The sequence below is a fragment of the Desulfovibrio ferrophilus genome (assembly GCF_003966735.1).
Classification (GTDB): domain Bacteria; phylum Desulfobacterota; class Desulfovibrionia; order Desulfovibrionales; family Desulfovibrionaceae; genus Desulfovibrio_Q; species Desulfovibrio_Q ferrophilus.
This window is the reverse complement of record NZ_AP017378.1, coordinates 864386-887688: the sequence shown is the minus strand read 5'-3', so window position 1 is coordinate 887688 and position 23303 is coordinate 864386. Positions and strand designations below refer to the sequence as shown.

Here is a 23303-nt window from a genome sequence, read left to right as displayed (position 1 = left end):
GACCATGAGCGAGACCCCTCAGAGTATGACCGACACCAACGATACCTTTGCGGACATGCCCGAGCCGACCATCCGCAAGAGCAGGCGCTTTTCCATCGTCTGGCTCATCCCCCTTGTGGCGGCAATTGCGGCGTCCTGGATGGCATTCAAGGCTTTTGACGCCGAAGGTCCACTTGTCACCATCCGCATGGAAACGGCCGAGGGCCTCGTTGCCGGCAAAACAAAAGTCAAATTCAAGGATGTTGACGTCGGACTGGTGGAAACCATCGAATTCGGCGAAGACCTGCAGCATGTGGTGGTCACGGCCCGCATGATCAAGGGCATGGAACGCTACCTGCGCTCAGAAACGCTGTTCTGGGTAGTTCGGGCACGGATCACGCCAAGCTCGGTCACGGGGCTGACCACCCTATTCTCAGGGGCCTACATCAGCGTCCAGCCCACCAAGAAGGGCAAGCTGATTTCGGAATTTACCGCCCTCAAGACTCCGCCAATCATCACCGACGAGGGCCAAGGGCGCTATTTCCTGCTGCGCACCGACAACCTCGGCTCCATCGATGTGGGCCTTCCTGTGTATTTCCGCAAGGTCAAAGTCGGCCAAGTCGTCGGGTTTGATCTCAAAGAAAACGACATGGTCGAGATGAAGATCTTCGTTGAGGCTCCACACCACGGACGGGTTCGCAATAACACCCGATTCTGGAACGCTTCGGGCCTGGATGTAACCATGGACGCCCAAGGTGTACGAGTACAGACCGAATCCTTTGTTTCCATGCTCCTTGGTGGCATCGCCTTCGACACTCTGGACACTGGCGAGACCAGTGAACAAGCCCCCTCCAATGCCGAGTTCACTCTCTATCCCTCCAAGGAAAAGAGCTTCGAGACCGCCTACGACTATCGTGAACGCTATCTGCTGCATTTCAACGAATCCGTACGCGGACTGAACGTTGGCGCGCCCGTTGAATTCCGTGGCATGAGCATCGGCCGCGTCGTGGACATCAAGCTGCAAATGAACCCCAGAATGAAAACCGCCAGCATCCCCGTGATCATCGAAATCGAGCCCGAGCGCTTCGACATCCTCGGCAAGGACAATACACGCGACAAAGTCATCACGTCCCTGGTTGCCATGGGCATGCGCGCCCAGCTCAAGACCGGCAACCTGGTCACGGGCAAGACCTTTGTCGATCTCAATCTGTACCCATCCATGCCCAGGGGCACATTGGCCCTGGGCGGCAAATACCCCGAACTGCCGTCGGTCCCTTCTCCATTGGAAGGCTTGCTGGCAAGCACCCAGCGCATCATGCAGAAGCTGGAACGGCTGCCCCTGGGTGACATGACCAGCGAACTTCGCATGACACTGGATGACACCCGAGTCACATTGGGACAAATGCGCGGGCTTATGGGCCGCGTGGATAAACTGGACCTGCTGCCCAAGGCCGGAAAAGCCCTTGAACAGGCCACCAAAGCACTCAAGGAAATCGAACTCACCATGGCCCCGGATTCTCCGGTCAAGACCGACCTCGCAAAACTGCTTCGTGAAATCGGCGACACGGCCCGGTCCCTGCGCGTTCTGGCGGACTATCTCGAACGGCAGCCCGACGCGCTGCTTTACGGCAAGGAGAACAACTAATGCGCACAAGAACTCTACAAATCCTGGGGCTGCTGCTGACTCTGATGGCTCTTGGCGCCTGCCGTGGAGCCGTGCCTCCCGTGAGCTTCTACACACTTTCTTCCTTGCCCGTCACCGGAAATACGGAGCAGACAATTCCCGCTAATGCTCTGGCCGTAGGCGTCGGCCCCCTGACCATCCCACGTATGATTGACCGCCCGAACATCGTGACACGCACCGCGCAGGGCGAACTGCATATCGACGAATTCCACCGCTGGGCCGGAACACTGGAAAGCACCGTTCTCGGGACACTGACTCAGAATATCACCCGGCAACTTGGCTCGGATCACGTAGTCGCCTATCCCTGGACCAACTTCATTGCTCCCGACTATCGCGTTCCCATTGACATCATGCGCCTGGACGGCGAATTGGGAGGAGTCGTCACGCTGGAAGCCACCTGGGGCGTGACCCCAAGCGGGCAACGTCGTGCAGCAGTCGTCCGTAAAACGGAGATCCACGAGCAATCCACCGGAGCAAGCTACGCCGACCTCGTCGCGGCCCATAACCGGGCTTTGGAAAAACTCGCAAACATGATCGCAACGGAAATCGACACATTACGCGCTACAGGGCAATAACAAACGCCTCCACAGGCTCGCCCGGTATACCATCGCGATTGAGACGAGATTTGACTCAAAAAACACATCGAATCTCGGATTCATAGTTCGCATGGGGGTTTGAGCCGCACCTCTGCGCCAATGACAACAAAAAGGGTTCAGCTTGTTTGCTGAACCCTTTTCATTTCGCCCTTCTGCATGGAAGGAAAGACACATTCACCAACGCGGGATCTCAGTTCGAGTCGTCGTTCCTTCTGACTGCAAGCTCTGCTGACCGCTCTGAAATCAACGTGCGGATAGCGGCCACGGCACGGGGGTGAGTCTGTTCCCAGTGCTGCTGATCCACACGGACGCATGACAGATGCGCCTCGATGCTCTCCGAGGTCAGGCGAATGCCAAAATCGTCAGGCAACAGCGGATTATTCACAGCGTATATTCGGTCCTGCATCAGGTCGCCCAAAATGCTACGACAGTGCGAGGCCTCATAGTACCAGTGCATTTGCGCCGCCATGTCGCCAGCATCGGGAACACGCTCGGTGGTGATAATATTGTAGCCACTGAAATCCCAAAGCGGAAACGGGCTGCGCCCCATGCGTCGGGCCACAGCCTCGTTCAGGCGCACAAGGCCACGCTTCCAGTCCTCGATCTTGCCCCACTGCCCACGCTCCTTATACGGCTGCCACAACCAGGCATGAACCGGAGACAGAAACAGGGTCAGTCGAAGATCATTGGCATGAGCCGTTACAAGCATGGCTTCATATTGATCCCAGGTCTCCGACTTGCGCACGGGTTCGGCTCCAGCCTGAGCCGGAACGACCTTGTTCACAATGCGAGACAATACGCGAGTGAAGGCTGCATACTGCCCCCCGTCTCCCACAAGGCTTTCAAACTTGCCGAAGTCATGCCCGCTCACGGGATCATACAGCGAATCGCGCCATTGCTTGCCGACAGACTCAGCGCTGATCTTGAACAGGGACGACGAAAAGGCAAGGGCCACACGGTCCCATGGTTTGACATTGGGTGCGAGGATGGACTCGTCAAACCCCGGCTTGGGCACAAGATTCGTATCAAACATGTAGAAATCAAGCCCCACCAGAGCTTCCTGCAATCTGCCCTGAGCAATGGCGTGGTCCAGATAGCGCCTCATCTCGTACAGGCAGGCCCCACTCAGGGCCAGATTATACCAGTCTTTCCCCGCATGATGCGGATGCCCGGGGCCAATGCTCAGTTCCGTACGCGAGCTGCCCAGTACAACAGCCTGCGGCTTCAGACGACTGATAATATGTGCCTTGCCCAAGCGAACAAAGCGCGAAAAAATCGGTTTGTTCGCATTCACTTTCGCAATGCGAGGCGTGCCAAAGGCCCACAACGGATCAACGATCACATTTACAGCGGCCACCAGCAAAAACAAGGCGGCAATGGCGATCAGGACGTTGCGGTTATATCGTTTCCACATGGCCAGGCCCTAGAAGTTGAAGTACAGAAATTCGCTGACGGCGGTCTGCATGGTCAGCAGCGCCGACACGGCGCATACGCTGGTCAGGGTCGTATAACGCCTGTTGGGCCGGAAGCTGCGCCGCAGTTCAAGACTGTCCCGCCAGGCGATGAGGGTGATGGCCCCAATGGCAGCCACCCAGAATTGCCCCAGCACCACCAAGGGTTCACCTGAATTGGTTACGAAGGGCAGCACCTCAGCCACTCGGTACAATGAACGATAAACCGTCACCCCGTTGAATCCACACATGCCCGAAAGCACTTTCATCGCATCGTCCCATGTGGTGGCCCGGAAAAAAACCCACGCCACATTGACGAAGTGGAAGGTGACGAACCATGCCGCCCAGCGCGGCAGCGTTTGGCCCGTCATCTTCCACAAACGGTGCACAATGAGCGCTGCGCCATGCAGCCCACCCCAGAACACGAAGGTCCAGCCCGCGCCATGCCACAATCCGCCAATAAGGAAGGTCGTCATGATATTCGCGGCCACGCGCAAGGAGCCCTTTCTATTGCCACCCAGTGGAATGTAAATGTAATCACGCAGAAACCGTGAAAGCGTGATGTGCCAACGCCGCCAGAAGTCCTGAATATCCAGAGCCCGGTAGGGGCTGTTGAAGTTCATGGGCAGGCGAATATTGAACAGCAGCGCCGCTCCGGTAGCCATGTCCACATAGCCGCTGAAGTCGAAATAGAGCTGCATGGTATAGCTGAGCGAAGTGCCCCAGGCGCGGAAGAACGAAAGCACCTGCAACTCGTCAAACCCAAAGGTGCTCCACACGCCAAACGTGTCGGCAAGGACGGTCTTTTTGAACAGACCGATAGCGAACAGAAACAACCCGGCGGCGATGTTGCGCTGACTCAGCACCATGTTCCGTGCTTTGGAGAACTGAGGCATCATTTCGGAATGGTGAACGATGGGCCCGGCAATGAGTTGCGGAAAGAAAGTCACGAACAGGGCGTAGTTCAAGAAATCGTATTCCCGTGTCAACCCACGGTGGCTGTCCACAATGTAAGCGATCTGCTGGAAGGTGAAAAAGCTCAGTGCCAGGGGCAGCACGATGTTCTGGAGCGGAATGCTCGTGCCCAGCAGTTGATTGCTGTTGGCGATGAGAAAGTCCGTATACTTGAAATAGCCTAGCAAAGCGATGTTCGCAGCCACGGCCACAAGCATGAACGCCTTGCAGGAAAGGCCAGCCACCCCCCTGCCCCGCGTCAGGATCGATCCTGCCGTGAAGTTGAAGAGCAGGGAACCGAGGATGAGTCCGAGGTAGGACGGATTCCACCAACCGTAAAAGAACAGCGAGGCAACCACGAGCCATGCCTTGGCGGTCTGCGCATGCCGATTGCCACCGAGCAGGAAATATACGGCAAAGGTGATGGGCAGAAACAAAAAGATGAAGATATAGGAATTGAACAGCATGGTGCGTCTTGGTCGATCTCTCTGGAATTCGTCGGTTACGGGCCGGGTCGCCAGAATCACGCGCCTCGGATCAAGGACGGGCGGACTCTATCGCCTGCAAGCACGGGGCGTCAATGCCGGAGGGGTAATCCTCCACCTTCGTCACTGGAGGAGCATGACAGACAACAGAATCATTTGAACTCCCTGTACGTCCCAAAACAAAAGGGCTCCAACCTCAAGCTGAAACCCTTAAAAAGACACATCGCCCCGGCAATCATCACACGGGCACCAAAGGCCTACTTGGTGTCGAGGATGTCCCAGACCTGGTAGCCGCTCAGAGTGACCCCTTCCAGAGTCACGGTGGTATCGCCATACTTGATGATGGTATTACCGTTTTCGTTTGTCACGTCCATGTCCACCAGCCCATTGGCCGGAACGTTGGTCAGGCCGAGCTTGTCCTCTTCCGGGTTAAAATCTGCAATGGTGACGTTTCCGTCGGATTCGCCGATGACAAAGACGTCAGCTCCGCTGCCGCCAATCAGGACATCATCCCCCCCTCCGCTATCGGCCCAGAGGGTGTCGTTACCGGCTCCGCCGTACAGGGTGTCGGTTCCAGCGCCACCATGAAGGACGTCGTTGCCTTCGCCACCGGACAGAAGATCATCACCAGTGCCGCCAAACATGGTGTCGTTGCCTGATCCACCATGCATGTTGTCATTTCCGGAGTCGCCCCTCATGTAGTCATTGCCTGCTTCGCCAAGCATTCCGTCATTACCCGCGCCACCATACATGGTATCGTGGCCGTCGCCCCCATACATACCATCACTGCCCGTATGCCCCACCAACAGGTCATTACCTGTGCCGCCGTCCATGTAAGTACTTGCCGTACCACCAAGCAGGGTATCGTTACCTTCACCGCCGTACAGATTATTGCTCCCCAGCCCACCAGACAGCAGATCGTTGCCAGCACCACCGTAAAGCGTATCTTGGCCGTAGCCCCCCCGCAGAGTGTCGTCACCTTCCTCGCCACGCAACAAGTCATCGCCCAAGCCGCCTTCCATGGAGTCGTTGCCACTGCCGCCATACATGATGTCATTGCCGGAGCCACCGTCCATGGTATCGGAATTGGCACCACCGTACATGGTATCGTTGCCGGAATCTCCAGCCATATTGTCGTTACCGGTACCGCCATACATCTCATCATGACCATCGCCACCAACCATCGTGTCGTTGCCCTGCCCCCCGGTCATGCTGTCGTTGCCTTGGCCTCCATTCATGTAATCGTGGCCTTCACCACCGCGCATGACATCGTCGCCCGTGCCCCCGTAGAGGGTATCATTCCCAGTTCCGCCAGCCAGGGTATCGTTGCCCCAGCCACCGGAGATGTAATCATTCCCCTCTCCACCATCGAAATTGTCATCGAGCGTAAACCCGAAGAGATCCAAAAATTGATTGCCATGAATTACATCATTTGGACTGGCGGGCTCTCCCTTGCCACCGACAACCATGTCCAATTGATCGTCAGAAAGTTCAGTATTCATTTTATCCTTTAAAAAAGTATGAACGGAATCCGGTGTCACGTGCAGGCCATGGTTCTTCCCCTGACGTACGATCACTTCCATGCGCTCCTGATCATTTCCCGCATCAAGCAGCTCGGTCTGGGCGGCCTGGTCGTTCATGATCTTCTGGTACAGTCTGGCTTCGATGGTGTACATGCAAATCCCCTCGTAAATGCGTGCTGGTTATATCTACAAGACGACTCAAGGTATAAATAAGTTTCAATAACTTATGAAGTTTTATAAATATTTAACACCAACTACTTCAGCTGGTAGCCCAAGCAGAACCAACGGCATAAAAAAAGCGGCGCCCCCCAGGCACCGCACCCCTTTATCTTATCATGAGCCCTTTACAAAAACAGCAGATCAAATGAGGCTCATCTCCTCAGTACGCCGCACCCGGTTCCCGGATCCAGAGTAAAGAAGCCTCGGGTCTCTGCAAAACAGACACCGGAAGTCACTAAGTCGGAGAGTACACAACTGCTCGCCAACCAAAAGGCTTAAAATACACCCCGTTCATTCATGAAAGGCCCCATTTCCTGATCCAATCCCAGCGTATGATCCATAAGCCAATCATGCAGGAAATCCAGCAATTCAAAGGATAATGTCGCGCTCCCGTTGCGTAGCTTGGTCTGCAGCTCCACGGCGGTTCCCGTCAACTTGTCATGCTCGAATTTGTGATCTTCATATCCGGGAAAAGCATGTTCAATATATAGCTTCTCTTCGGTTTGAAAATGATAAACCGTGTACTCGATCAGCTCATCAAGAATTGAAAACAACTCCCCCTGCTCTTTCCCCTCAACCACTGAGCTATGCAGCCGGTTAAGTATTGCAAAGAGCTGCCTATGCTGGTCGTCCACTTCCTCGATGTTGACCTTATTCTTATCGGTCCATTCGATAAATGCCATCTACATGTCCCCCTCTTTACACTCGATTATAACGTACTCACTCCTGTCCATCCCTCACCGGGGGGAATACGCTTCATGGTGTTGCACCGTTTCAGATAAATTGGCGGGATGCTATCCGTCGGGCAGGCTTCGGCACAGGCTGTAAATTTATCCAAAGCCAAATCGAATTCACCGGCCTTGTAATGCCCTATGGCTTCTGCCAACAGGGGCATTGTTGCAACCTTACCTTTGGCAATATCCTCGGGATCCGCATCAAAGCATTCATACAGGGTCACAGGCTCGTGCTTGCCCTTAACGCGTACGGTATCAATCTCACGCAGCAGAAACTCACTGGGATCAGGCAGGCGAGCGTAGACACTGTCCGAGACAACAATCTCCACCTTGAACGTCTTGGTCACGGACTCGATGCGAGACGCCAGATTGACCGTATCACCAATAGCCGTTGTCTGCATACGCTCCTGAGTACCAAGGGTACCCAAAGTAACCTCGCCAAAGTGCAATCCATACCCACAGTGCACAGGGGGCATACCGGTTTTACGCCGACTGTCATTGAATTCCCGCAAATCATAACGCATGCTCACGGCAGAGCGCAGTGCGTCTTCGGGAGATCGAGGGAAAAGCGCCATCAGCGCATCGCCGATAAAAATATCAATGAAGCCTTCGTTGGCTCTCACGGGCTTGGAGACAAATACAAAATAATCGTTCAGGAAGCTGAACACTTCCTCAGACGTCATCCCTTCAGACAGCGTCGTATACGAACGGATGTCCGAAAAAAGCACGGCCACTTCACGCTGCACACTGGTAGATAATTCCACATCGTGCAAACTTCCCTTGCCCACCAAGCGCAAAAATTCCTGCGGGACAAAGCGGGCAAACGACGCGTTATTCTTGATAATGGAAAGCTCGGCCCGCCGACTTTTCTGGCAAAAATGCGCCATCAGCATCGAGAGGGCAATCAGGAAAAACGCCCCGGGACCGCCAACCATGGCCAGGCGACTCGCATACTGCCGTTGGTTTGCATTAAATACATCGTCCGGAACCAGCGAAACAATCTTCCAACTGTCAGCCTCATGTTCCAGTTTCTGCCCCTTACTGCCGACAATAACATCCGCCAGATGAATGGTGTCGAAGGTATACAGCCCCGCATCGCTCATGAACTGGCCGTTCTCGTTGGAGGAAATTTGCTGCCAGGCCTCGGGATTCCGGGACTGGAAAGTCCTGTCCAACCGATCCTTAAACATGAAGCCCCATTCGTCGGCCTCATCCAGCCCCTTGAGCCAGTAGCCCTGCTCATTCAAAAGCATCACACGGTCGACGTCACTGCTTGAAACTTCACTGATCACATCCAACAGCCGTTTCCCGAGGAAGTTGAGAACAACCAACCCCCGCCGCGTATTGCTATTGTCAAAAACCGGGGTAACAAAACGAATCATGGGTTTGTGGGGAAGCTCTATGGCACCCCTTTCCATATTCAAATCAAATGGGGAAATATAGATGTCACCGTTCAAGAGCTTCATGCCCTCTGCGACATAATATTTGGAGCCCTTGAACTGAAGTTTATTTGCAGAAACTACAGACGGATTACCGGCATTATAGTTGATGCGAAAAACCTCCATACCTGTGATATCCAGATAGCGAATCTGGTCGTATACCTTCTTCTTGTCCGTAAAAAGTACCAGACTCTGGTATTCACTTTTTAATAACTCCCCAGTCATGACCGCCTCGGCTTCATGAACTCCAGCCAAAAACTGGAGGTCAGAAACAACCGATGCCAGCTCCATGCGCAACATCTGCTTCGCGACACACACATTACTTTTGGAGCGCTCAGAAATAATGGCTTGCGAATGCTGACCATTGACCGAGTATAAAAAGAAAAGTCCTAAGGCGAGTAGTACCAACAAGGGCACCACAACGATGACGACCTGCCTGAACTGGGATCCTTTCATACACACTCTGACCAGACAGACAGCCTGGCCCCCCTCTCAAAAGATGATGATTTCAGGACTTATAATACATTGCAAAGCACACTAAATATCTCTTAATTCAGGTCGTTTGACAATATCAATCATTATAAAAACAATTACCACCAATGCCAGAAAATTTTCCCCCTCGCCTAACAACTAAAAACGTTCCTCGATAGTCCACGAGAAGCTCAAGCAGAAAAAGACTCATCCGGTGTTATCAGAAACCACGAATGAGCCTTGATCTTCGCAGCATACTGCCTGATCTAAAGCAAATCCAAATTCATTCGCCCTACAACTTCCCGCAAAAATTCCAGAGAAACACCCTTGCCAGACATACTGGCATCAACAACCAGTAGCACAAGGCTTCTGTCTGAAGCCAACTGCACAAGCAACCCCTTCGCCCCCATGACGCCTGCATCAAAGAATTCAGCCTGCCTGCCTTCAACCTTCAGCCTCCTGACCTCCGGCACACCAGATTCCATGTCGCTGGAAATTGTAAATTGATAGGAAAATCCATCTTTCATGCAGGTCACAAACAGGCCTTCTTCATCCTGCTCGGCATCCACAACAGACACATTGCCACCAACGCCCTTTGCAGCCTCAGCCTTGAGGGTTTCAAGTGGAGTGGAGGCAACGGACGCAGATGCCACCAACAACAGCAAAAAGATCATCACAAATGACTTGCGCACGAAAACTCCAAAAATTTATTGATAACAAAAGCACCATCGGCCAACCTCTACCAACCATAAAGATTAGCGCTTATAATCAAATGCAATACAAAATGGAAATATAAATCGAGGGGATACAAAACACGAATCGAGAAACAACCTCAGACAGACACTTCGTCCACATGATTTCAAAAGAGAGCCAAGGAGGTCAGCCCGACCAACCCAAAACACAAAATCAGAAAAGCAAAGAAGGTCTACAGGCTCTCACATCCGATGCAAAAACAATGGCATTAAAAACTCCATTCCCTCCCCATTGTCACTTCTGTATAAAATCAGCTATGTTCTTCAACAAATATCTAATCTGATCAATTACGCCAAAGCAATGCCGGGAGGATATCATGAAGAAGCAGGATTTCGCCAAACAGGTGGCACAACGCGCCGAGCTTGAATCAACGAGTCAGGGCATGATCGTAGTCGATACCGTGCTTGAAGCTCTCACCCGAGAGCTCTCATCTGGAAATAGCATACAGTTCCGAGGATTTGGAACCTTCGGCGTAAGCAAGCGCAAAGCCAGAACAGGTCGAAATCCGCAAACCGGCGCCCCCCTTAAGATCAAAGCTCACAAGGCCGTAACGTTCAAGGCAGGAACAGAATTGAAGAATGCAGCCAACTCACCCCATTTCGGCCTGGACTGGCTGCAATTCAAGGATATCTCCAAGACTGTGGGGGACATCAAGTCCAAAATCGAGACTAAAATCAAAAACCCTGATCAAATTGGCAAGGAAGCCAAGCAATATCTGGATAATGCACAAACCCTTTATGAGGATGCCGGAGATCGGCTAAAAAAAGCTGCAGACTCAGGTGGCAAAGCCTGGGGCGAAGTTAAAACCGGACTGGACAAGGCTCTAGGAGAACTCAAGATCGCCTGGAAAAAAGCCAAGGATTCATTCTAACACCACCCAAGCAAACCCAACAAGAAGAGCCTGCAGCGATGGCTGCAGGCTCTTCTTGTTTTCATAAAACCTATACACAAAGCAAACGCTTCTTGAACTCTAACACCTCATCCAAAACAATCGCTCCAAATCGCAAACCTCAACCCGCAACTCTCACTCTTGTCACTGGGGCCAACGACAGACTGTGCACACAGCAACACTCCGGCCCAAGCTTTTAGGAAGTCTCATAACCGCGAACCGGAACACGTTGATCTCAATACTCCCCAATGTAAAAATATATTCATTAATTACAGAGCATTAAAAATGGCATTCGAATTGCTCAGGCTCATCCTGCCCGAGGCATAAAACGCTCCGACACGGTTTCCACATCTGACAAACTGGCTCAAGACCCATGACATATGGAAGAAAATGGTTCTTCCTCGTTACCCCTTTCCACGTGACGCATCTGGCCAGAAGCATCAGGCCCACGGCACAGGCACAATCCGAAGAGGACGCACGAATGATTCATCCGTACACGACATTGCAATTCGTGAATTCCCACATTGGCAACGGAGTGTTCGCAACCGCAGACATTCCCAAGGGCACCATCGTCTACGTCAAAGATTGCCTCGAAATCGAACTGCCGGAATCAGCCTTCAACACTTTGGATCACCTTCATCAGGGGATCGTGGACAAGTATTCTTACATTGATGAAAAAGGAATTCGTATTCTGAGCTGGGACAACGCCAAATACGTGAACCACCGTTGCAACTGCAACACCATCAGCACAGGGTACGGCTTTGAAATTGCCATTCGCGACATCTTCGAGGGCGAAGAAATTTGCGATGAATATGGGTTGTTCAACATTGACCAGGAAATACCTCTAGCTTGCAATTGCCCCAACTGTCGCAAAGTCCTCCGTCCAGACGATATCGATAATTACTATCATGTCTGGGACAAGTGGGTCGCCTCGGCTCTCGAAAAAGCACAATACGTTTCACAGCCACTGATGGAATACATGTGCAAGGACACTCGAAGCAGCCTTCAGGCATATTTTGAAGGTCAAGAGGCATACCGTTCCGTATTAGCCCTCAAATGGCAACGGGACTTGGCAACGGCAATCTAACGCGTAGCAAGATAATAACGAAACAAAAGGATCGCTCTAAACTGAAACAATCGATGAGGGTGTTGCACCCCAAAAAAGCTAAAAAAACAGCAAGTTCATTTGCCCGCCGCAATGGCGGAGCCAAACGTTTTCAGGAAGTCCGGATACCGGTGAACAAATTCCTTTGAAAAATACACCCCCAAGGGCTCGTCTTCATCTGCACAACCCTGACCTTCTTTTCAAGTCCCCTTCGACGCAGAATATCCTGGACAGTATGCCTGCTGTCCAGGATGGCGTCAAAACGACCCACAACAAGCATCTCTACCAGCTCACCGACCGCTGCTGGGCATTTAGACATATTGTAGCCATTATCCTGAAGCCATTTCTGCATGGCTCCCCCCCGGATTCCTGCCACTTTCGCCGACTTCTTGAATGAGTCCGCCAAAGGATCCAGAGGACTCTCCCTAAGCAGAAACCAGTTCCATCCATCATCGTCCAATTGTACAAACACCTGCCCCTCAGCATCTCGCTGGGCCCCTCGATAGGCTGGAAAGTACCCTTGAGCATCCCCCGCTTCAACCATGTGCAAAGCTCGTCGCCAAGGAACAACGACAAGTTGGAGTGAAACACCCATCTGCTCGAAGGCTCGTCTGACCTTTCTAACAAAAAATCCGTCAAACACACCCTCCTCATCCGAACAGCCATATGGGCACAGATCTTGAGTTACAAGCACAACGGACTCTGGAGTTTTGCCCAAAACGGGAGTCCAGACAAGAACCATCATTGTGGTCGCAATCAATGCCATCCTCGCCCACACTGGCCTTACGCCTCCGTTCACTTCTCAACAAAACAGAAATCTACCACCGAACTAGTGAGTACATCAAAAAATTGCATTAAAAAAGCCCACCCCTCAAAAGAGGGATGGGCTAAATTACTGAGAATCAACTCAGCAGCCAATGGCTACCAACGCGGACGGGGCTCGCGGGGCTTGGCTTCGTTGACTTTGATATTGCGACCGTCGAAATCAGTGCCGTCGAGAGCCTGAACGGCCTCCAAAGCACCCTGGTCGTCCATCTCAACAAAACCGAAGCCACGGGGGCGACCGGTCTCGCGATCTTCGATCAGCTTGACAGACATAACTTCACCATAGGCCTCGAAAGCATTGCGCACATCGCTCTCGGTGGCGGACCAGGGCAGATTTCCAACATAAAGACTCTTGGACATTCAATAAACTCCAACAAATAAGTAATAACAAGAACTGGCACACATCATGCCATACAAAAAAAGGACCTTTGCACAAAGTGCCAAAGCTCCTTGTTCTTCGAATTTAACTCAACCAGCTCTGATCAACTCGTGTGATCGCACCTCAACCGGGTGCCGCTGGACAATTCAGACTTGGGTAGTCATCGACCTTTCCTGCCGCTTTGTCAACAAGAAAAAACAAATATATTTTATTTTTTTGAATAATCCAATTCAACAGGTACTTAGCAACCGAAAAAAGGCCCTCCACTCTCGCGGAGGGCCTTCACTCTCGAGCAACATTTCCGGGGTATTTGCCCTTGGGCAGAGACTCAGGGCACTAACGGGTCAGTCTGCGGTATTTGATACGGTGAGGCTGGTCGGCTTCCTTGCCCAAGCGCTTCTTACGGTCCGCTTCGTACTCGGAATAGGACCCCTCGTAGAAATAGGTCTTGGAATCACCCTCAAAGGCCAGAATATGTGTTGCAACACGATCCAGGAACCAACGATCGTGGCTGACAACCAGCACACAGCCACCAAAATTCAACAGTGCCTCTTCCAAGGCTCGAATGGTATTCACATCCAAATCGTTGGTGGGTTCGTCAAGCAGCAGAACGTTGCCGCCCTCTTTGAGCATCAGAGCTAGATGCACCCTGTTGCGCTCACCACCCGAAAGAACGGAGCATTTTTTCTGCTGATCGGATCCTGTCAGATTGAACTTTCCAACATAGGCCCGGGCATTGATTTCACGCGTCCCCATGCGGATTGTCTCCTGTCCGCCTGAAATGGCCTCGAACACTGTCATGTCATCACCCAGGGCACTTCGATGCTGATCCACATGGGCGCACTGGACGGTCTTGCCCAGCACCAGTTCACCGGCATCGGGTTTTTCCTGACCTGCGATCATCCTGAACAAGGTGGTCTTACCCGCACCGTTGGGTCCGATAATACCGATGATACCGCCTGCGGGCAGGATAAAGTTCATATCCTCTACCAGCAGCTTGTCGCCTGCCTGCTTGCGCAAACCTTGGGCCTCGATCACAGTCTTCCCCAGACGCGGTCCGGGTGGAATGAACAGCTCAAGCTCGCGCCCTCTCGATTCGCTCTCGTTCCCCGCCAATTCTTCATAGGCGGCAATGCGAGCCTTGCTTTTGGAACGGCGGCCCTTGGGTGACATGCGAATCCACTCCAACTCGCGAGCCAGGGTCTTGCGACGCTTGTCGTCGGACTTGGCCTCATTAGCCAAGCGCTTTTCCTTCTGCTCCAGCCAGGACGAATAATTGCCCTTCCAGGGAATACCTCTGCCGCTGTCCAGTTCCAGAATCCACCCCGCCACGTTATCCAGGAAATAGCGATCATGGGTCACAGCAATGATGGTGCCTGCGTAATCACTCAGATGCCGTTCCAACCAGGAGACGGATTCGGCGTCCAAATGGTTGGTGGGCTCATCCAGCAATAAGATATCAGGCTTTTGCAACAGTAAGCGGCACAGAGCCACACGGCGACGCTCACCACCGGAAATGACGGAGACAAGGGTATCACCGGGAGGGCACCGCAAAGCGTCCATGGCCATCTCCAGGCGGGATTCCAAATCCCAAGCACCGGCAGCGTCCATTTTTTCCTGCACGTTTGCCTGCTTCTCAAGCAGAGCGTCCATCTCTTCCGGCTCCATGGGCTCCGCAAACTTCTCGTTGATTGCATTGAACTCATTCACCAGGGCAGCAATTTGCGCCACGCCCTCTTCCACCACTTCGCGAACGGTACGGGATTCGTCCACCAGCGGCTCCTGCTCCAGGTATCCAATGGTATATCCGGGAGAAATATGGGTTTCACCCTCAAAATCCTGATCCACCCCAGCGAGAATCTTCAGCAACGAGCTCTTACCCGAGCCATTCAGACCCAACACGCCAATCTTGGCGCCATAGAAATAAGACAGGGAGATATCCTTGAGAATGGGGCGCTTTTCGTAATGCTTGCTGACCCTGTGCATGGAATAGATAATCTTATCAGGCTCGTTACTCATTGGTTTATCCTTGTATTAATGCTCATTGTTGGATTTGATTTATGGCAAAACTCTTGATGACCCGCAACGGTCATTCAAACTCATAAAACAGGACTACCGAAAAAATAGAGTGGCGTTCAGGACCATCACGACAGGGATAACGCACCGCACGGCAGGCATTCCCCGTAGGCCTAGAATGCTGGAGGGACTGAAAACTCCATCATTTCCTTGGTCTTGGGATGCATAAATCGCAGATATTTGGCATGCAGTTTCAATTGTCCGGGGGCAGTGCCAGTCCCATAAAGCCGATCACCAACAATGGGGCAATCAAGGCCCAAGGGATGCGAGGCATGAACACGCAGCTGATGGGTCCGCCCGGTATGGGGGGTAAACTCCACACGTGTACGCCCATTCTCCTCGCCAAGCCTACGCCAATGTGTCAGGGCGGACTTGCCATGGATAGGATCATATATCTGATAAGGACGATTATACGGATCCAACCGAAGGGATAACTCGATTGCGCCCTCAGGCTTATCCACCCGACCGTCGAGCACGGCCTCATACCGCTTGGCAACGCTGCGCTGCTGGAACTGTTCAATGAGTTCACGTACGGTCCGTGCCGTAAATCCCAGGACCAGAATACCAGACGTATCCATGTCCAGCCGATGTACGGTGGGAAACCTGCGGCATTCCGGGAACAACGCCTGAATGCGAGTCACGACACAGTCCTGGTTCTCAGGACCACGACCGGGCACGGACAGCAGCCCCGAGGGCTTGTTGACCACAACCAGCTTGCTATCCGAAAACAAAATATCCAGTTCAGGCTTGTCGCTCATCTCTTATCCGTTGTCACGTGGGAGTCACAGGAACTTCGATCATCCTCATCCAGCCCACAGAGCATGAACCCCAGGATCGGGGCACAGCGTTCCGCACAAGCGGGGTAGAACTCTCCCTGAATCCGTGTGCCGGAACTGTTTTCTCGCCCCCAATAGAACTCGACCAACCCTGTGGGGGTCAAACCATGCAATGCTGCATACTGCAACAGTTTGGGGGCGCAGCAATCACCTGTACCAGTGGGCAAACCACCGGCCCCAAGAAAGGCTTCGCTCATGGGAGAAGTCAGCCCCCGAAAATTCCGCAACTGATACAACGCATGCAGTTCCTTCATATTACGCTGAGCCAGGGTCTTGCGTTCCTGCTTCAGGGCCAAGCGTCCGGAGTCATCCTGGGGCAAGGCATCAATCTCCCGCCCCAAGGCCTTAATACGCCGTTCCACCGGGTCATGCACGCTGGCAAAGGCCTCCACATCCACAACCGGCGGCACCCAGCCAGGCACCAACCACGACGCATTATACTGACACGAGAAAGCCTTCAGTACTCCAGCAAGCCCCTGAGCATCCCGATACGCCAACACGCCGAACATCTGCCCACGTGCCGGGCCATTCAGATAATCCACTGAAAATCGTGGATCAACCTCTGCCTCGGGCACATCCAAATCGATCCGTCCCTTCTCCCGGAGCCTGCCAATCAGTTCATACGCAGGGGCCAAAGCCTCACCAGCACGCAAAACGTGCACATGCCCACAGGCACTGCAGTACCCGGAACAAGTCACGGTGTCGGGCATAATGGTATCCAGGGCGACATTGGGCATGGCGTGGGATTAATCGAAACCGCCAAGGAAGGAAAGGGGCGCCCCCTTGGCAGGACCACCCCAACCAATCAAGGCCGTTACTTGAACAGGCTCAGATACTTGCCGTATCCTTCCTCATCCAGCTTCTCTCTGGGAATAAAACGTAGTGCAGCGGAATTCATGCAATAACGCAATCCAGTCGGTTCGGGGCCATCATCAAACACATGCCCCAGATGGTTATCCCCATGACGGCTGCGAATCTCGGTTCGCGTGACGAACAGCTTGCGATCCTCCACGGAGACGATGTTCTCAGCCTCCAGAGGACGGATAAAGCTCGGCCACCCCGTGCCGGAACGATACTTATCCGTGGAACTGAACAAGACCTCACCCGAAAGCAGGTCCACATAAATACCTTCACGCTTGTTATCCCAATACTCATTGGCAAAAGGACGCTCGGTGCCATCTTCCTGCGTGACCTTGTATTGAAGTGGAGTCAAAAGCATCTTCAGTTCTTCCTTGGTGGGCTTGACGTAAGAGCCTGTTCGCCCCGTGTCCGAGGCCCAGGCCACGCTGGCCATAGCCATAAACAATAACGCAACAGCAAATATAAGAATCTTCATTATCTTGCCTCTTCTTTAAATGTCTCTCTAACAAGGTGCGACAGAAATAGATTTTGTCAATTTACGAGACAGGATAAATTTCATTTTCCCCCTGCCACACAAGAAAAAACATCTCCTTCTCCTTTACGTTTGAAATATGCTAAGAATGTTCATCCTTTCATTCTGAGCAGCATTGCAACCGGAATATCCAATGACCGAACTGTGGGAGAATACCATCCATCCTCAACAGGATCTTCAAGCCGCAAAAAAGCGTATCGCCGAACTGGAAGCGCTTGTGGCCGAACGCGCCCTGGAAGTCGTTGCCCTTCAAGAGAAGGAAAAACAATACAAGACCCTGTTCGAAGGCACCCCCGGTGGTTTGGTCCTGAGCACTCCCTCGGGGCGCATCATTTCCATTAATGAAGGGCTCGCTACAATGATGGGCTACACGATGGATGAATTCCGCCGTAACCTTGCCATGAATTCCACTGCCCTTGATTTCTATCTGGATCCCACAGATCGAGAACCGCTCCTGGATCATCTTGCCCGAGAAGGTGTCGTCAAAGGGCACGAACTCAAATTGAAGCGCAAAGACGGCTCTTCGCTGCATGTCAGCGTGGATATGCGCACCCTCGATTTTTTCAACCGCCCGCATATCCTTTCCACCATTCTCGATATTACCGACCTCAAACAAGCTGAAGCAGCACTGCGCGCCAACGAGAACTACTTGCGAACCCTCCTCGACTCCGCCCACGTCGGCATCATGCTCATCGACGCCAACGACCACACAATCGTGGATATCAACGAATTCGGCAGACAACTGGTGGGGTTGAAGAAAGAAGACATCACCAACAAGGTCTGCCACAAATTCGTCTGCCCCGCAGAAGAAAAGAAATGTCCGGTGACCGATCTGGGGCAATTGGTGGAACGATCTGAAAGATCTCTTCTGGACAAGGATGGTTTAGAAATCCCCATCCACAAGACGGTCACCCGGCTGCGTTACCAGGGGCGGGATCTTCTATTGGAAAGCTTCGTCAACATTCAGGAACTCAAAACGACTCAACAGGAACTTCGACAGGCCCACGATGAATTGGAAGACAAAGTTGAAGAACGTACTCAGGAATTGACTCGTGCCAACGAAAACCTGACCCGAATCAACGAACAAATTTCCCAGGAAATCAAGATTCGGAAGGAAACCGAAGCCGCCCTACGAGACAGCGAAGAGCGCTTCCGGTCGGTATTCGAAAACAACCACGCGGTCATGCTGCTCGTCGATCCCAGTTCCGGTAGAATTGAAGATGCCAACCCTGCTGCTGCCAACTACTACGGGTACCCACGCGAGCAGTTAACCTCCATGCATGCCTCCGAAATCAATACCCAATCCAAAGAGGACATTGAGCAGGAGTTACGCAAGGCGAAGGTGGAGATCCGCAGTCATCTTGAATTCAAGCACCGCCTGGCAGACGGAACCCTTCGTGATGTCGAGGTTTTCAGCGGTCCTATCGCCGTCAATGGTCGTATTCTCCTGTATTCCATCATTCATGACATCTCCAAGCGTAAACGCATGGAAAAACAGCTTACTGAACTGGCAACCAAGGATTCCCTGACAAAGATCAGTAATCGCCGCTATTTCATGGAGCGGGCATACGATGAAATTGCCCGAAGCCGGCGTTATAATAGTCCGTTATCCATGATCATGATCGACATCGACTATTTCAAGGCAGTGAACGACACCCACGGACACATTGCCGGCGACGAAGTCTTGAAAGCCATGACCAAGGCCAGCCTGCAAACCCTGCGTGAGACTGATATCTTCGGCCGCATCGGTGGCGAAGAATTTGCGGCGATCCTCATCAATACGGATTCCAAGGTTGCCCAGGACATCGCTGAACGGCTGCGGGCAACACTCGCCGAAACCCATGTTCAAGGCGATTCCGGCCCCATCAATTTCACGGTAAGCATCGGGGTCACCACAATGACTGCAGAGGATGAAACAGTGGAAGGCTTACTGAAACGGGCTGACACGGCCCTATACGAAGCCAAGCGTGGCGGCCGGAATCGGGTCGTTATCTTCAAGTAGTCTTCAACCTTCGCCGCAGTCGTAGCGCGCCCAAACGCAAACATTACGAGCACCTGCCTCACCTCACAGAGTGAAAACGCGGTTCTTCATGCCGTACCTCTCTTCACCGAATCAACTCTTCTCTGGGACACACTCTCCAGACAGACATCACCCGGTCTTTCCTAGGCTGACTTCTTGGGTAGACCAGGCCGCTCGCATTTACGCTCTAGGTAAACCATAAGACCGGAACCCAATCATCGCATAAGTGAGCGCCCCACCCTGTGCAAACACTAAGACCTCGTCCGTCGAAGTGATCTTCGAAGGACGAGGTCAGTTGTAAAGGCCTTTGAAATCTAATCAATCAGTTCATCGTCGTTTCAACCTGCACACCGCGCTCGGCAAAAACCTTCTTCGCCACGAACATCCCATTCAAGGCAGCTGGAAATCCTGCATACACGGCCATCTGAATGACCACTTCCACAATCTCCTCGGGCGTACAACCGACATTAAGCGCACCGTGGATATGTACTTCCAGTTGTGGAGCGGCATTGCCCAGAGCAGTCAAAGCCGCCACCGTGCACAACTCCCGAGACTTCAAATCCAACCCGGGGCGCGACATGACGTCGCCAAAGGCAAATTCAATGCACACCTGCCCCAGGTCCGGGGCCACGTCATTCAAAGCGGCCACCACCTTCTCTCCGGCTTCGCCATCAATCTCTTTGAGTTTTGCCCAACCCCGATCAAATCTGTCATTCATGACTTTCTCCATGGTTTGTGTTTTGTCTGATCCCACGGTAGGAAAGCCTTATTGATTCGTCCAATATCATTGTAAACATTGATTAATATATTTAGGATATCAATCATGGACCTACGCCAACTCCGCCACTTCCTGGCGGTTGCCAAGGCACTGCATTTCGGCAAAGCCGCCATACAGTTGCACATCTCGCAGCCCCCGCTTTCACAATCCATCAGGAAACTTGAGGATGAACTCGGCGCTCGATTATTCGAACGAACAAGCCGATCAGTGTCACTGACCGCCGCGGGAAAGTATCTTCAGGAAGAAGCACAAGCCATTCTGGACAGAACGACCGCAGTAGCAAAACACGTTGAACAAATGGGGCAAGGCAAGGAAGGACAACTAACAATTGGCACTATCGGCCCTGTGCTGGAAGGTCCATTGCCGTACTCACTTCGGCATTTCAAAGAAAAAAATCCCCACGTGGACATAAGCCTGCAACAACTCACGACCCGGAATCAACTTCAGGCCTTGCTCCGCCAAGAGCTAGATGTCGGCTTTGTCAGGCCTTTCAATACTATTGACAGCAGACTATCTCATACACGCTATGCGCGCGAATCCTATGTCATGGCTATACCGGAAGGACATCCTCTGGCAAAAAACTCCACCTTGAGTCTCAAGGAAATCGCCAACGAAACCCTGCTCATCTTCCCACGCCCAACAAACACGGGGCTGTATGACGCCATTATCACCTGTCTACACCGGGCTGGAGCCACACCGAAGCTACTGCACACGGCTCTGCTCAAGCACCCCACCGGTGCGCTCGTCGCAGCTGGACTCGGGTTCTCTCTCATGCCTGAATCATTGGCCGCCATTCCTCGCCCTGGGGTTGTTCACCTGCCCATCAAGGACAAACTCCCCATCGTGGAATACCACTTGGTCTGGACGAAAAACAATTCATCCCGATTGGTTCAGCGATTTGTCGAGGCCATGCTTGAAAAAACGACAATACAACAGGTCGATTGCTAGGCGACGGGCGTAATTCCCCACACACAATGGAAACCAATGATCCAATAAAAAGCTGCACAATGTCGCGGGACAATGTGCAGCTTATAACCTTTCGGTGAAGAGATTCAACAAGCTAGTCTTCGGTCACTCCGTGAATAATCACTCGATTCCTTCCTGCGGCCTTGGCGCAGTAAAGCGCTGAATCAGCAGCATCCAACAGAGAAGGCATTGACCCACTCCATTCACCATTCAGAACAGCAACACCAATGCTGATCGTAATCGAGACATTGATGCCATCGACGCATGGAATCCTCAGTGCTGCCACTTCCTTCAGAATTTTTTCGGCAATCTCAGCGGCTTCGTCACGGTCAACCTCAGGCAAAATCACCGCAAATTCCTCACCACCGTAGCGGGCAGCCACCTCGCCCGGACGACGAACGGCCCCTTGCAGTACCTTGGCCACCATGGCCAGACAGGCATCCCCGGCCATATGTCCGTGCTTATCATTAAACTCTTTGAAACGGTCCACATCCAACATCAACAGAGACAAAGGACGCCCGTTGCGCGTGGCACGCGAAATCTCCCGACGCAACTCTTCATCGAAATGACGACGATTTGCTAAGTTCGTCAGACCATCAAGCAGCGAAAGATCATGTAATTTCGCGTTGCTATCCCGCAGCTCCCGCAGCACTCCGGCATACCGTTCAACGGCTTTGCCAATGGCGTCCAACTCAACGAAGAATGCCCTCGGACCGCCGATCAGATTGCGCTTTCCGCCATGCACAGCCTCCAAGGCACGGGTCACGGACAGGATAGGCCCCAGAACATGCCGCTGAAAGACCCACACCACAAGAAGCAGCAGAGAACACAGAAGTCCCGTCATCGCGTAGCTCACCAGTCCGACCTTATCGGCTTGCCCCTTGATGGCTTCAGCCATGGTCACCGCCCGCAACCCGGCATCGGTGGCAATGCTATCGGCCAATTCGTCCAACTGCTGCGAAATATCCCCCCACAAGGTCAGTGCATCGGAATCCATGGCAAGCACGTCGCGCTGCAACTCAACAGCCTTAACAGAATTGTCGTAAGCGGCAGTCAAGGCCCCGCGCAATGGCAACGTCTCTTCCACTCCGCTCAAAGCATCCAATTGACGCACAGCAGAGGAATAGTGCTCGGACAGTTCGTTTCTTCGGGCTTCAAATACTGAAGGATTCGATTCAAGCAAGGCATCCAAGGTTCGCGCCATCACACCAAGGTCACTCAGCAATCCAGCCATGACCAGACGATCTGATTCAGCGAGTCGCCCCGTCACGACCAGCCCGGCAGAGGTCTCCATCTTATGTATACCCAAAGCCAGTTCAGCCGCTTTTGTACGCAGGGCATCCTGTCTGTCACGCAGGCGAGCAATGGTGGAGATACCCCTGAAAACCTTCTGGGCCTTGGCGTGAGTAGCGCTCTCCGGCTCAAAGGCCAAATCCTGCATCAGAATCCGGGCGGTCAACCGTTTGGCACGGCGAATGGAAGGGTCCTGGGAATAAAATATGATTTCACCAAAACGTCCCAGGCGTTCGATGTTCATTGCAGAACGTTGGCGCGCCAGGATATCCGGAATAAGCACATTTCGGGATTCATGGGCGCTGCGCACAATACTGAACAGAGTGTTGTGTGAGATCCAGCCCACCCCGCCCAACACGAGTAGCATGAAGATGACCGTGACGAGCCCGGCCTTTGTCAGACTGATACGAAGAGAACGCGCCTTGGACTGTTTTTCTTTAATCGCCACGTTTATT

20 protein-coding genes are annotated in these 23303 nt (G+C 52.7%); 6 read left to right on the top strand and 14 right to left on the bottom strand.

The window, feature by feature from the left end; all coding sequences use genetic code 11:
• Positions 1-4 precede the first annotated feature (4 nt).
• Positions 5-1624, top strand: coding sequence for a PqiB family protein (locus EL361_RS04150; protein ID WP_126376905.1), 1620 nt, complete (start codon positions 5-7; stop codon positions 1622-1624).
• On the top strand, positions 1624-2238 hold the full coding sequence (locus EL361_RS04145; RefSeq protein WP_126376903.1) for a PqiC family protein: 615 nt from the start codon (positions 1624-1626) through the stop codon (positions 2236-2238). The genes EL361_RS04150 and EL361_RS04145 overlap by 1 nt, the downstream gene beginning before the upstream one ends.
• Positions 2239-2449: 211 nt before the next feature.
• Here EL361_RS04145 and EL361_RS04140 read toward each other — a convergent pair whose 3' ends face one another.
• The 6 genes from EL361_RS04140 to EL361_RS04115 form a co-directional block, all read right to left on the bottom strand.
• Entirely contained in the window at positions 2450-3673 is a 1224-nt protein-coding gene (locus EL361_RS04140) for a hypothetical protein (RefSeq protein ID WP_126376901.1), read from the bottom strand.
• 9 nt (positions 3674-3682) lie between these two features.
• The gene (locus tag EL361_RS04135; protein ID WP_197723451.1) at positions 3683-5191 is read right to left on the bottom strand and encodes an MBOAT family O-acyltransferase; all 1509 of its coding nucleotides are present in this window, start codon (positions 5189-5191) and stop codon (positions 3683-3685) included.
• A gap of 215 nt (positions 5192-5406) precedes the next feature.
• Positions 5407-6825 (bottom strand): calcium-binding protein, encoded by a 1419-nt coding sequence (locus tag EL361_RS04130; RefSeq protein ID WP_126376899.1) that lies wholly within the window; start codon positions 6823-6825, stop codon positions 5407-5409.
• Between the two features lie 341 nt (positions 6826-7166).
• Positions 7167-7574, bottom strand: coding sequence for a bacteriohemerythrin (locus EL361_RS04125; RefSeq protein WP_126376897.1), 408 nt, complete (start codon positions 7572-7574; stop codon positions 7167-7169).
• 26 nt (positions 7575-7600) lie between these two features.
• On the bottom strand, positions 7601-9520 hold the full coding sequence (locus EL361_RS04120) for an adenylate/guanylate cyclase domain-containing protein (RefSeq protein WP_126376895.1): 1920 nt from the start codon (positions 9518-9520) through the stop codon (positions 7601-7603).
• A 281-nt stretch (positions 9521-9801) separates the two neighbouring features.
• Positions 9802-10227 carry a hypothetical protein gene (locus EL361_RS04115; protein ID WP_126376893.1) on the bottom strand — a complete coding sequence of 142 codons (426 nt, stop codon included), beginning with the start codon at positions 10225-10227 and terminating at the stop codon, positions 9802-9804.
• A 377-nt stretch (positions 10228-10604) separates the two neighbouring features.
• Here EL361_RS04115 and EL361_RS04110 point away from each other — a divergent pair, with 377 nt between their 5' ends.
• On the top strand, positions 10605-11159 hold the full coding sequence (locus tag EL361_RS04110; RefSeq protein WP_126376891.1) for an HU family DNA-binding protein: 555 nt from the start codon (positions 10605-10607) through the stop codon (positions 11157-11159).
• A gap of 499 nt (positions 11160-11658) precedes the next feature.
• Entirely contained in the window at positions 11659-12264 is a 606-nt protein-coding gene (locus tag EL361_RS04105) for an SET domain-containing protein (protein WP_126376889.1), read from the top strand.
• A 130-nt stretch (positions 12265-12394) separates the two neighbouring features.
• On the opposite strand, the gene EL361_RS04100 is transcribed toward EL361_RS04105, so the two are convergent.
• From EL361_RS04100 to msrB, 6 genes are all read right to left on the bottom strand, one after another.
• The gene (locus EL361_RS04100) at positions 12395-13042 is read right to left on the bottom strand and encodes a substrate-binding periplasmic protein (RefSeq protein ID WP_172961629.1); all 648 of its coding nucleotides are present in this window, start codon (positions 13040-13042) and stop codon (positions 12395-12397) included.
• 161 nt (positions 13043-13203) lie between these two features.
• Positions 13204-13467 carry an RNA recognition motif domain-containing protein gene (locus EL361_RS04095; protein WP_126376885.1) on the bottom strand — a complete coding sequence of 88 codons (264 nt, stop codon included), beginning with the start codon at positions 13465-13467 and terminating at the stop codon, positions 13204-13206.
• A 355-nt stretch (positions 13468-13822) separates the two neighbouring features.
• Positions 13823-15505: an energy-dependent translational throttle protein EttA gene (gene ettA, locus EL361_RS04090; protein ID WP_126376883.1), complete on the bottom strand. Its 1683-nt coding sequence runs from the start codon at positions 15503-15505 to the stop codon at positions 13823-13825.
• 170 nt (positions 15506-15675) lie between these two features.
• The gene (locus tag EL361_RS04085; protein WP_126376881.1) at positions 15676-16320 is read right to left on the bottom strand and encodes an RluA family pseudouridine synthase; all 645 of its coding nucleotides are present in this window, start codon (positions 16318-16320) and stop codon (positions 15676-15678) included.
• Complete coding sequence (locus EL361_RS04080; protein ID WP_232034870.1) at positions 16317-17108, bottom strand: hypothetical protein; 792 nt, start codon at positions 17106-17108, stop codon at positions 16317-16319. The genes EL361_RS04085 and EL361_RS04080 overlap by 4 nt, the downstream gene beginning before the upstream one ends.
• Positions 17109-17212: 104 nt before the next feature.
• A complete protein-coding gene (gene msrB / locus EL361_RS04075) occupies positions 17213-17734 on the bottom strand; it encodes a peptide-methionine (R)-S-oxide reductase MsrB (RefSeq protein WP_126376877.1) in 522 nt (173 codons plus the stop codon).
• A 190-nt stretch (positions 17735-17924) separates the two neighbouring features.
• Between msrB and EL361_RS04070 the strand changes: the two genes are divergently transcribed.
• A complete protein-coding gene (locus EL361_RS04070) occupies positions 17925-19793 on the top strand; it encodes a diguanylate cyclase (RefSeq protein ID WP_126376875.1) in 1869 nt (622 codons plus the stop codon).
• A 340-nt stretch (positions 19794-20133) separates the two neighbouring features.
• On the opposite strand, the gene EL361_RS04065 is transcribed toward EL361_RS04070, so the two are convergent.
• Positions 20134-20529: a carboxymuconolactone decarboxylase family protein gene (locus EL361_RS04065; RefSeq protein ID WP_232034869.1), complete on the bottom strand. Its 396-nt coding sequence runs from the start codon at positions 20527-20529 to the stop codon at positions 20134-20136.
• Between the two features lie 105 nt (positions 20530-20634).
• Between EL361_RS04065 and EL361_RS04060 the strand changes: the two genes are divergently transcribed.
• Positions 20635-21537, top strand: a complete 903-nt coding sequence (locus EL361_RS04060) for a LysR substrate-binding domain-containing protein (RefSeq protein ID WP_126376871.1) — start codon at positions 20635-20637, stop codon at positions 21535-21537.
• Between the two features lie 112 nt (positions 21538-21649).
• Here the strand turns inward: EL361_RS04060 and EL361_RS04055 are convergent, their stop codons facing one another.
• Positions 21650-23296, bottom strand: coding sequence for a GGDEF domain-containing protein (locus tag EL361_RS04055; RefSeq protein WP_126376869.1), 1647 nt, complete (start codon positions 23294-23296; stop codon positions 21650-21652).
• Positions 23297-23303 lie beyond the last annotated feature (7 nt).